The organism is Yoonia sp., assembly GCF_036007805.1.
Taxonomy (GTDB): Bacteria; Pseudomonadota; Alphaproteobacteria; order Rhodobacterales; family Rhodobacteraceae; genus Yoonia.
On record NZ_DASYOK010000166.1, the window covers coordinates 1 to 2,911 of the forward strand.

Annotated in this window: 4 protein-coding genes; 3 read left to right on the forward strand and 1 reads right to left on the reverse strand. The window is 59.0% G+C overall.

The window, feature by feature from the left end; genetic code table 11:
• Positions 1-790: LysR family transcriptional regulator (locus VGP75_RS09765; RefSeq protein ID WP_327543478.1), on the forward strand; the 790-nt coding region annotated here is incomplete at its 5' end.
• On the opposite strand, the gene uraH is transcribed toward VGP75_RS09765, so the two are convergent.
• Positions 775-1,128 (reverse strand): hydroxyisourate hydrolase, encoded by a 354-nt coding sequence (gene uraH, locus VGP75_RS09770; RefSeq protein WP_327543479.1) that lies wholly within the window; start codon positions 1,126-1,128, stop codon positions 775-777. The two genes, VGP75_RS09765 and uraH, sit on opposite strands and share 16 nt — an antisense overlap.
• Positions 1,129-1,277: 149 nt before the next feature.
• On the opposite strand from uraH, the gene puuE reads away from it, so the two are divergent.
• Both puuE and VGP75_RS09780 read left to right on the forward strand, forming a co-directional pair.
• Positions 1,278-2,690 carry an allantoinase PuuE gene (puuE, locus tag VGP75_RS09775; RefSeq protein WP_327543480.1) on the forward strand — a complete coding sequence of 471 codons (1,413 nt, stop codon included), beginning with the start codon at positions 1,278-1,280 and terminating at the stop codon, positions 2,688-2,690.
• On the forward strand, positions 2,687-2,911 hold a 225-nt coding region (locus VGP75_RS09780; RefSeq protein WP_327543481.1), incomplete at its 3' end, for an ureidoglycolate lyase. The genes puuE and VGP75_RS09780, both read left to right, overlap by 4 nt.

Here is a 2,911-nt window from a genome sequence, read left to right on the forward strand (position 1 = left end):
GAGCGTGCGTCTGTTCCAGCGCACCACGCGGAGCCTGACGCCGACCGAACAGGGCAGGGCGTTCTATGGCGGCGCTTGCGAGATTCTGGAAAGCGTGGCGAATGCTGAAACCCAAGTGGTCAATATCACCGAAAACCCCAAAGGCGCGCTTTATGTCGCGGCCCCGTTAGGGGTTGGCAGACGCTTGATTGCGCCACATGTGCCGGATTTTCTCGCACTTTATCCCGAAATCACCCTGCGCCTGCGTCTGACGGATCGCAAAGTGGACCTGACGACGGAAGGTCTGGACCTCGCTTTCTTTCTGGGTGAGCCGGAGGACAGCAACCTGCGCATCCGCAAGATCGCTGATGTGCAGCGGATTCTATGCGCCGCACCGGCCTATATCGCAAAGCATGGGACCCCTGCGTCGGGCGATGATCTGATCGCGGACCGCCATGAATGCCTGAACCTGCGCTTTCCCGGTGCGTCGGAATTTCAATGGCGCCTGATGACGCAAGAGGGGCCAAAGAAATTTCGTGTCCAAGGCCGCTACGAATCCGATGATGGGGATGTGCTGACGGATTGGGCGCTGTCGGGCAACGGGATCGCGATGAAGCCCGTGTTCGAAGTGGCCGAGCATATCAAGGCGGGCCGCTTGGTGCCCGTTGCAACGCAAACGCCGCCCGTGCCGATCCAGATGGCATGCCTGTTCACGCACAGGCGGCGGCAGGACCCCAAAACGCGGCTTTTCATGGATTTCGTGATCGACCGGATCAGCGCCGTCGTGCGCGGTGATCAGGACCCGCGGTAGGTGCTATAGCCGAAGGGCGACAGCAGCAGCGGCACATGATAATGCGATGCGTCCGACATGCCAAAGCGGATCGGGATGATATCAAGAAAACGCGGATCTTCTGGCGGGGTGCCGATGGCATCAAGATAGGCACCTGCGTGGAATACCAACTCATAACTGCCTGTGGCGAATTGATCCGCAGGCAGGATTTGCTCATCCGTGCGCCCGTCATCATTCGTGACCAGGGTCTTGAGCAGGCTGCGCGTCTCACCCGCAATCGCAAAAAGCTCAATTTTGAGGCCTTGCGCCGGACAACCGCGCGCCGTGTCCAGAACATGTGTTGTCAGATAACCGCTCATTGCGCTGCTCCTTTGATGCTGTTCCACTTAGTGCCAGAAAGGCAGATGAAGCGCAAAGCGAGGCAAACAAGAGGCTCTTTCGCATTTTTTTTGAAAAAGAAAATCATTGCTTTGCTTTATAGGAAATTAACTTTGAAGAGGAACATGGATTGACCCGCTACCCCCGCGACATGACCGGATACGGACCGAACCCGCCCGCTGCCAACTGGCCGAACGGGGCAAAAATCGCTGTGCAGATCGTGCTCAACTACGAAGAAGGGGGCGAAAACAATATCTTGCACGGCGATGCTGCATCAGAGGCATTCCTGTCCGAGATCACAGGTGCCACCCCTTGGCCGGGCCAGCGGCACTGGAACATGGAATCAATCTATGAATACGGGTCACGCGCCGGTTTCTGGCGTCTGCACCGTTTGCTGCGAGATCTGCCGATTACCATTTATGGCGTCGCCACCGCCTTGGCCCGTGCGCCGGAACAGGTGGCCGCGATGCAGGCCGCAGGCTGGGAAATTGCCAGCCACGGCCTGAAATGGGTTGAACACAAGGACATGCCCGAGGACGTGGAGCGCGCGCAAATCGCCGAGGCAATCCGCCTGCACACCGAAGTCACCGGTGCCGCGCCACGTGGCTGGTACACGGGCCGCTGTTCCAACAACACCGTGCGTCTGGTCGCGGAAACGAGCCAATTTGCCTATGTCGCCGATAGCTATGCCGATGATCTGCCCTATTGGTCGCGCTTTGGCCGCACCGACCAGTTGATCGTGCCTTATACGATGGACTGCAACGATATGCGCTTTGGTATTCAGGCGGGATTCACGAACGGTGACCAGTTTGAAAGCTATCTGCGCGACAGTTTTGATGTGCTTTACGCCGAAGGTGCGGCAGGCGCGCCCAAGATGCTGTCAATCGGTCTGCATTGCCGCCTGATGGGGCGTCCGGGCCGTGCGGCGGCACTGGCGCGGGTGATTGATTATTTCAAATCCCACGATGATGTCTGGTTCGCCACCCGCGAAGAGATTGCGGATCATTGGGCGGCGCAGCATCCTGCGCCAAACACTCTCCGCCCCTCTGAAATGGACCTTGAGAGCTTTGTCGCAGCCTTTGGCGGCATCTTCGAGCATAGCCCGTGGATTGCCGAAGGCGCCCATGCGCTGGAGTTGGGACCAACCCATGACACCGCCATTGGCGTGCACAGCGCGCTGGCGCGGGTATTCCGCTCTGCGTCCGAAGAACAGCGTCTGAATGTGCTCAAGGCACACCCCGATCTGGCGGGCAAACTGGCGGCAGCAGGCAAGCTGACGGCGGAAAGCACGGCCGAGCAGGCGGGGGCAGGGCTTGACCTGCTGACCGACGACGAACGCGCGGCGTTCCAGTCGCTCAACGCGCAATACGTCGCGCGGCATGGTTTTCCGTTCATCATCGCGGTGAAAGACCATGACAAGGCTTCCATCCTTGCCGCATTTCACCGCCGGATCGAGAATGACCGCGATACCGAATTTGCCGAGGCATGCCGTCAGGTTGAACGCATTGCACAGTTGCGCCTGATCGAAAAGCTGGGCGCATGACCAGAGAGCTCCATCTTTCACCGCTCACACAAGAGGCTTTCGCGCCGTTTGGCGAGGTGCTGGAAGTCGCGGGGACGCCGGACAAGATCATCAATCAAGGGCTTTGCGGGCGCTATCATGACCGTGCAAATATCGACATTGTCGACGGTCGCGCAGGGATCAGCCTCTTCAAGGCGGAGGCGCGCGAATTTCCGATCTCGCTCGATATGATGGAACGCCAT

What these genes read in the sequence shown, in the direction of transcription:
- uraH (WP_327543479.1), bottom strand. Translation starts at nt 1,128, where the DNA reads ATGAGCGGTTATCTGACAACACATGTTCTGGACACGGCGCGCGGTTGT.